The sequence below is a fragment of the Syntrophomonas sp. UBA5494 genome (assembly GCF_002426325.1).
On record NZ_DIPG01000049.1, the window covers coordinates 21,709 to 29,476 of the forward strand.

Annotated in this window: 8 protein-coding genes; all 8 read right to left on the minus strand. The window is 51.1% G+C overall.

Going from position 1 to position 7,768, the window contains the following annotated elements:
- A partial coding sequence (locus B3W37_RS05725) for an aconitase/3-isopropylmalate dehydratase large subunit family protein (RefSeq protein WP_483175030.1) occupies positions 1-929 on the minus strand: 929 nt, incomplete at its 3' end.
- The gene (gene nifV, locus B3W37_RS05730; RefSeq protein WP_483171504.1) at positions 910-2,103 is read right to left on the minus strand and encodes a homocitrate synthase; all 1,194 of its coding nucleotides are present in this window, start codon (positions 2,101-2,103) and stop codon (positions 910-912) included. The genes B3W37_RS05725 and nifV, both read right to left, overlap by 20 nt.
- Before the next feature lie 73 nt (positions 2,104-2,176).
- Positions 2,177-3,628 (minus strand): Asp-tRNA(Asn)/Glu-tRNA(Gln) amidotransferase subunit GatB, encoded by a 1,452-nt coding sequence (gene gatB / locus B3W37_RS05735; RefSeq protein ID WP_483171503.1) that lies wholly within the window; start codon positions 3,626-3,628, stop codon positions 2,177-2,179.
- The gene (gatA, locus tag B3W37_RS05740; RefSeq protein WP_483175031.1) at positions 3,628-5,082 is read right to left on the minus strand and encodes an Asp-tRNA(Asn)/Glu-tRNA(Gln) amidotransferase subunit GatA; all 1,455 of its coding nucleotides are present in this window, start codon (positions 5,080-5,082) and stop codon (positions 3,628-3,630) included. Before gatA ends, gatB begins: the two co-directional genes overlap by 1 nt.
- 12 nt (positions 5,083-5,094) lie before the next feature.
- On the minus strand, positions 5,095-5,379 hold the full coding sequence (gene gatC, locus B3W37_RS05745; RefSeq protein WP_483171501.1) for an Asp-tRNA(Asn)/Glu-tRNA(Gln) amidotransferase subunit GatC: 285 nt from the start codon (positions 5,377-5,379) through the stop codon (positions 5,095-5,097).
- A gap of 94 nt (positions 5,380-5,473) precedes the next feature.
- The gene (locus B3W37_RS05750; protein ID WP_483171500.1) at positions 5,474-6,163 is read right to left on the minus strand and encodes a DUF554 domain-containing protein; all 690 of its coding nucleotides are present in this window, start codon (positions 6,161-6,163) and stop codon (positions 5,474-5,476) included.
- A gap of 131 nt (positions 6,164-6,294) precedes the next feature.
- On the minus strand, positions 6,295-7,134 hold the full coding sequence (locus B3W37_RS05755; protein ID WP_483171499.1) for a DegV family protein: 840 nt from the start codon (positions 7,132-7,134) through the stop codon (positions 6,295-6,297).
- A gap of 71 nt (positions 7,135-7,205) precedes the next feature.
- Positions 7,206-7,768: helix-hairpin-helix domain-containing protein (locus B3W37_RS05760; RefSeq protein WP_483175032.1), on the minus strand; the 563-nt coding region annotated here is incomplete at its 5' end.

The window sequence follows — 7,768 nt, forward strand, 5'->3', positions numbered from 1 at the left end:
GCTGCGGCAATGCGCAGATCCTCAATGCGCCCGTTGGTGCAAGTGCCGATAACCCCTTGCTGAATGGGTGTTCCCGCTACTTCAGTGATCGGGGAGACATTGTCGACGGTATGCGGTTTGGCAACCTGGGGCTCCAGATTGGAAACATCGTATTCCTTGACCTGGGCGTAAACTGCGTCGGGATCGGCCTTCACCGGAGCGAAGGGGCGTTTGCCATGTTCTTCGACCCAGGCCCGGGTTTTGTCATCAGCTTCCATCAGGCCCACCTTGGCGCCCATTTCAATGGCCATATTGCTGATGGTGAAACGGGCTTCGACGGATAGGGCGTCAATGGCCGGGCCGACATATTCGGCAGCCATATAGGTAGCGCCATCTGCAGTCACATCTCCAATCAGATGGAGTATCAAGTCTTTAGAGTAAACCCCGGGAGGCAAAGTACCATTAACCACGAATTTGAAGGTTTCGGGGACCTTAAACCACAACTTCCCGGAAATTAAGCCGGCCGCCAGGTCGGTTGATCCGACTCCGGTGGAAAAGGCGTTGATAGCCCCGTAAGTGCAGGTATGTGAATCAGCTCCAATAACCAGGTCGCCTGAAACCACATGGCCCTGCTCCGGCACCAGCTGATGGCATACGCCTTCTCCGATGTCATAAAGGAAAATACCCTGCTGATCGGCGAACCGGCGCATCTGATCATGCAGTTCCGACACCCCCTGTAAAGGGCTGGGAGCACTGTGGTCAATGACCATAGCGATCTTTGCCGGGTCAAACACCTTTTTGGCTTCCATTTCCTGAAAGGCCTGAATGGCCAGCGGTGAAGTGCCATCCTGCCCCATTATGAAGTCCAGGTCAGCCACCACGATATCATTGGCTCTGGCATCCTGGCCGCTCTTTAACGACAGAATCTTCTCAGCTATTGTCTTGCCCAAAGCGGTCCCCTCTTCCTTTGATATAGTCTTCATAGATGTACATCAATTCTTTGTCAAACAATGATCTCTTGAGATCGATGGCCATCTGGCGCACCTTTCCCAATAATTCCTCGGCTTCTTTTTTGGAAAGTTCAATGCCATATTCTTTCGTAAATTTGGAGGCCACCGCGGCTGATCCGGAATGCTTGCCGATGACGATCTGCCGCTCTAAACCGACCTCTTCCGGTGAAAACACCTCGTAGGTAAGGGGATTCTTGAGAACCCCGTCACCGTGAATTCCGGATTCATGGAAAAATATGTTGCGCCCTACTATGGGTTTATTGACCGGCAATATCCTTCCTGAAGCCCGGGCTACATATTCCGCCACTTCCCTGAAGATGGTGGTGTTGTAAGGCAATTTCATGCCTATGAGGTACTTTAAAACCATAATCATTTCCTGCAGGCAGGTGTTGCCCGCCCGTTCTCCCAAACCATTTATGGTAACCCCCACATACTTAGCCCCGGCATAGACACCCGACAGGGCATTGGCAGTCGCCATACCGAAATCATTATGAGTGTGCATTTCCACATCGATGCCTACCGCATCGATCAGGGTCTTAATATAGCGATAGGTGGTCAGCGGGGTCAGTATACCCACGGTGTCGCAGAACCTTAAGCGGTCAGCCCCGGCATGTTTGGCCACCAGGGCAAATTCGGTCAAGAATTCCGGATTGGACCTGGAGGCATCTTCAGCATTAACCGAGACGTACATGCCTTGGTCTTTAGCAAATTCGCAGGCCTGCTGCATGCGGTTTAACACATCCTGCCGGGTAGTCTGCAGTTTGTGTTCGATATGGATGTCGGATGTAGAAATAGATATAGCTACAGCGTCAACGCCGCAGCAGATGGATTCCTTGATGTCGGAGATCACCGCCCGATTCCAGGCCATAACGCTGGCTTTGAGCCCCAGGCTGACAATCTGTTTGATGCACTCCTTTTCGAAACCGCCCATAACCGGTATACCGGCTTCAATTTGATCAATCCCAACACTGTCAAGAAACTTGGCAATTCTTACCTTCTCCGCGTTGGCAAAGACTACCCCTGCGGTTTGCTCCCCATCGCGCAGGGTAGTATCTACGATGCTGATTTTAGCGTTTTCATCCATAAACCATTCTCGGCCTCTGTCTATATCCATATAAGATTCACTCCTCTCTTACCCTTTCAGGGTCAGGTTTCCCCATCACTTGAATATTGGTCTATCTATTACACTATTGGGCCGACAAACACTTATCAATTAATTGATTCACCAGGGTGGGATTGGCCTGGCCTTTGGTGGCCTTCATAACCTGCCCTACTAAAAACCCGGCCGCTTTTTGCTTGCCGCCCAGGTAGTCTTCAACCACTTTGGGATTGGCCTTTAAAACCTCTTCTATCATAGCAATCAAGGTATCTTGATCCGATATCTGAGCCAGGCCTTTTTCCTTGACAATTCCCTGCGGTTCATTTCCGCTGGCAAACATTTCAGCAAATATGTCTTTGGCCATTTTACCGCTAATAGTACCTTCATCAACCATTTTCAACAGGGCTGCCAAATGACCGGGCTGAACCAGGCAAGCTGAAATCTCCATATTGCTCTGGTTAAGATATTTGTTTAACTCGCCCATCATCCAGTTGGCTACGGCTTTGGGCTGGGAAAAATCAACTACGCACTGGTCAAAGTAAGCCAGGTATTCCGGAGTTGAGGTTAAAATGGCCACGTCATAAGGCGGCAGCCCATATTCATCCATCAATCTCTGCTGGGCCTGATGAGGCAGTTCCGGCATCTCCCGGGCAATACTCTCCACCCATTCTGGGCTGATCATCAGAGGCGGCAGGTCCGGCTCCGGGAAATATCGATAGTCATGGGCCTCTTCCTTGCTGCGCATGGAGCGCGTGACCTGTTTCTCCTCATCCCAGGTGCGGGTTTCCTGCACGATGAGCTCACCGTCATCCAGGGCATCCATCTGCCTCCGGGCTTCATATTCTATAGCCTTTTCCAGAGCCCGAAAAGAGTTGAGATTCTTAATTTCGGTTCTGGTCCCCAGTTTCGCCTCGCCCCAGGGCCTTACCGAGACATTGGCGTCGCAGCGCAGAGACCCTTCCTGCATCTTGCAATCGGATACCCCCGCAAACAGCATGGTGGAGCGCAGCTTTTCCAAATATTCCCGGGCTTCTGCGGCGCTTCTCATATCAGGCTGGGATACTATCTCCAACAATGGGACCCCGGAGCGGTTCAAGTCCACCAGTGAGAAGGCGGTCTGAGTGATGCTGCCCTGATGCACTAATTTGCCGGCATCCTCTTCCATGTGCGCCCGGACAATACCGATCCGCTTGGTCCGGCCCTCAACATAAATGTCCAGATAACCGTTGAGGCAAATGGGCAGATCAAATTGCGAGATTTGATAAGCCTTGGGCAGATCCGGATAGAAGTAATTCTTGCGGTCAAACTTGCTATAGGGAGAAATTTCACAATTCAAGGCCAAGCCGGCCCGAATGGCGTAGTCCACTACTTGCTGGTTCAATACCGGAAGCATGCCGGGAAAGCCTGAGCAAACCGGGCATACATTGGTGTTCGGCTCGGCTCCGAAGCTGTTCGAGCAAGCGCAGAATATCTTGGTTTTGGTTTTCAGTTCCACATGAACTTCCAAACCTATAACAATCTCGTAATCGTACTTTTCCACTATTTCACCCCCAAACCGGGTCTGGCCAAATGGAAGCTGGTAGCCTGTTCAAACGCATACGCCGCCTTAATGATAGTTCCTTCATCAAAGGGCTTGCCGATCAACTGCATGCCTACCGGCATCCCCCCGGCGAAGCCGCAGGGAATTGACATTCCCGGTAAACCGGCCATATTAATGGGAACGGTCAGAATATCATTCATATATAGCGTCAATGGGTCTCCGGTCTGTTCTCCCAGTTTAAAAGCCACGGTAGGAGCGGTTGGAGCCGCTATTACATCGAAATCCTCAAACACTCTGTCGAAGTCATTCTTCAAAAGGCGGCGAACCTTTAAAGCTTTAAGGTAGTAGGCATCGTAATAACCCGAACTCAGCGCATAGGTCCCCAACATGATGCGGCGTTTGACATCGGACCCGAATCCCAGAGCCCGGCTTTGGGAGAACATGTCCACCACATTCTCCGCTGAGAAATCCCGCAACCCATACCTGACCCCGTCATACCTGGCCAAATTGGCGCTGGCCTCAGCGGTGGCCACCAGATAATAGGCCGGCAAGGCATATTCGCTGTGGGGCAAGGAGACTTCGTCTATGACCGCCCCCAGGGACTCATAGGTTTTTAAGGCCTGCACTACGGCCGACTTCACCTCATCATTGACCCCTTGCTGGAAATATTCGCGGGGATAGGCGATCTTCAGGCCCTTGATATCATTTTGCAAACTCTCCGCGTAATCAGGAACCGCTATATCGACACTGGTCGAATCCAGGGGGTCATGTCCGGCAATGGTTTGCAGCACCAGAGCACAGTCGGCTACATCGCGGGTAAAAACCCCCACCTGATCAAGTGATGAAGCATAGGCGATTACCCCCCAGCGGGAAACCCGGCCATAGGTCGGTTTCAACCCGACCACCCCACAGTAGGATGCGGGTTGGCGGATAGAGCCTCCGGTGTCAGTCCCCAGGCTGAAGGGGATTTCACCCGCCGCTACTGCGGCAGCAGATCCCCCTGACGACCCCCCCGGCACCCTGCTGTGGTCCCAGGGGTTGTGGGTGGGGAAAAAGGCTGATTGTTCTGTGGAAGAGCCCATGGCAAACTCGTCCATATTCAGCTTACCCACCATAATGCCGCCGGCTTCAATCAGGCGTCCAGCCACGGTTGCATCGTAATTGGGCACAAAATTTTCCAAAATCCTGGAAGCGCAGGTGGTTAATACCCCGCGGGTGCAGAATATATCTTTTAAGCCATAGGGAATCCCTGACAGGCCCCGGTAATTACCCTGTTTGTCGACAAGACGGGCGCTGTTCCGGGCATTATCCTCCAGAAGAGTAATAAATGCCCGCACATCAGGTTCGACTTCCTTAATTCGCCCCAGACAGGAGTCCAAAATCTCTTCGGAAGTGATTTCTTTTTTTTCCAGGCGGGTTTTCAATTGATGAATTGTTAAATCACAAAGCTGCACCTTATCACCCCTTTAAATAATCTTGGGCACTTTATATTGCCCATCTTCTGCCATAGGGGCGTTGGCCAGCATCTCTTCCCGGTCGGGACTGCTTTTGACCGCATCCTCGCGAAATACGTTGGATACCGGCAGGATATGGTCCAATGGTTCTATATTCTCAGTATCGAGCTTCTTGAGGCGATCAGCATACTCCAGGATTGCTCCCAGCTGCTCGGCAAGTTGTTCCTTTTCCATCTGGCTCAAGCTGAGACGCGCCAGTAATGCCACATGTTCAACCTCTGCAATAGTTAGAGCCATTCTGTTTTCCTCGCTTACAGGTCAAATTTTTTTCATCATATTATATCATTATATCAATTTCAGGTCACTAAACACCAATACAACATGCCTACCCTTATTTTCCAGCCATCCCCATGAGCCCAACCATAATCGGCGCCAGCAGCAGCGCAGGCAAGAGGTTGGCGATGCGAATCCTGGTAACGCCGATGATATTAAGTCCCAAGGCAGTTATGATCAGTCCCCCCAGGGAGGTGATGGTGTTCATCATCAAAGGCGTCAGAACGGGCTGAAGCCATACCGCGCCAATACTGATAGTGCCTTGATATATCAGAACGGGCAGGAATGAAAATACCACCCCGGCCCCGTAGTTGGCGCTGAAAACCAGTGCAAAAATGCCGTCCAGTAACGCCTTTACGCTCAACACATCGTAATTGCCGGTCAACCCGTCTTCAAGCGCTCCCACTATCCCCATAGCCCCCACGCAAAAGAGCAGACTGGCGGCAATAAAACCCTCTACAAATCGATTGCCTTCGGCCCGGAAGACTTGCTGCACCTTATCGCCCCATATTTGCAGGCGTTGTTCCCATTGCTGCCATTCGCCTATCACCGCACCGAGAGCCAAACTGCTGCCCAGGACAGCCCAATGATCGGCCTTGAGGGCATATTGCAGGCCGATCGCTACTACCACCATCCCCAGCCCATCCTGAATGGTTCGATTGAAATTCTCCGGGATACCCTTGCGGAACAATAATCCCAAAAGCCCGCCTAAAACGATAGCCAAAGCATTAATCAAGGTTCCCAGCATCTGTTATAACCCCCACGAATAAATATATATTCCGCTGCCGGTTGCTTACACCCAGCCCTAAAAATGGAGCTTTGACCTGAAAGATGGCCAAAAAAAACTCCCCCGTTGAGGGAGAGCGGTCGTGGTCTTCCTCAAGACTCAAAAAATATGGCATATGTACCCTGACCTACATGGGCGCCGATGACCGGGCCTATTTCTCCGACTATCAGCTCACGCGGCTTGAACCGGGTCAGAATATTCCGCTGCAAATATTCAGCGCTTTCCGGGCTGTTGGCATGACTCAATCCCACCGTTTGTTGAGATAGATCAGCGCCCTGATTCTCCATGATATCCAGTAATTTGCGCATAGCCGATTTATGCCCCCGGGCTTTATTCAAAGGCATGATGTAGCCATCCCGGTCAAAATGTAAAATCGGTTTGATATCGAGAATATTGGCCAGAGTCCCTTTACTGCGGGATATGCGGCCGCCCTTTATAAGGTATTCCATATTCCCCACCGTGAAGAGGCACTGCAGGTGCTGCCGCATCTCCTCCAAGCGCTCCAGTATGGTCTGCAGGTCATGGCCGATTTGGGCCATGCGGGCGGCCTCCAAAACCATCAAACCGCATCCCACTGAGGCTTTGCGCGAGTCGAAGACAGTCAGATTCGGGTTGTCAAGCATTTTCTGAGCTACTTGAGCCCCCTGAAAGGTACCGGATATGCCAGATGAAAAATGAATCGCCAGAACTTGAGATCCATCACTTAATGCCTCTGTATAGACGCGGGTCAATTCTTCCAGGGCAGGCTGGGTTGTGGACGGCAAGATCGGAGACGCCTCCATGAGCCGGTAAAAATCATTGTTGCTGATCTCTCCAGGCTGATAGACCCTTTCGCCAAATCGCACCAGGAGCTGTACTATGCCGATATTAAAATCTTTTATGATCTCTGCAGGGAGATCACAGCAGCTGTCAGCCACAATTCGTATGCCCATATGTTAAACCTCATTGATCTTCATAAACCACGAGATTATTATACATTATATGTATGGGTTGAGCACAGATACTATTTTTTCGCTAATAACTGTTGGTGCTCTTCCATTAAACCCGCAAACGCAGTTTCATCAAGCAAAGTGATTCCTAACTGCTGTGCTTTATCGTATTTGCTGCCGGGGTCCTCTCCCACCACAACATAGTCAGTTTTCTTACTCACGCTGGAAGAAACTCTTCCCCCTAGTTCCTCGATGATTTGCGTAGCCTGGCTGCGAGTGAACGAAACCAGTGAGCCGGTCAGCACAAAACTCTTTCCCAGCAATGGCAGAGGCCCCTGAAGCGGTTTATCCTCGATGATATTTAAGCCGGCGGATTTGAGTTTTTCTACGGTTTGACAGTTGCGCGGCTCGGCAAAAAAACCGGTAACGCTCTCCGCGATCTTCGCTCCAATTTCCGGGATTTGTATTAACTCGGCTTCACTCAAATGATAATACTGGTCCAAATTGCCGTAATGCCTGGTAAGGATTTTGGCGCTCTTGGGGCCGATATGACGAATGCCAAGCGCCGTCAGCAAACGGAACAAGGGCTGCTTTTTGCTCCTTTCAATAGCCTCTATGAGTTTGGCGGCCGATTTGG

Bases quoted from the DNA above. Each gene is read 5' to 3' on its own strand.
- nifV (WP_483171504.1), bottom strand. From the start codon at position 2,103: ATGGATATAGACAGAGGCCGAGAATGGTTTATGGATGAAAACGCTAAA.
- gatC (WP_483171501.1), bottom strand. From the start codon at position 5,379: ATGGCTCTAACTATTGCAGAGGTTGAACATGTGGCATTACTGGCGCGT.
- B3W37_RS05750 (WP_483171500.1), bottom strand. From the start codon at position 6,163: ATGCTGGGAACCTTGATTAATGCTTTGGCTATCGTTTTAGGCGGGCTT.
- B3W37_RS05755 (WP_483171499.1), bottom strand. From the start codon at position 7,134: ATGGGCATACGAATTGTGGCTGACAGCTGCTGTGATCTCCCTGCAGAG.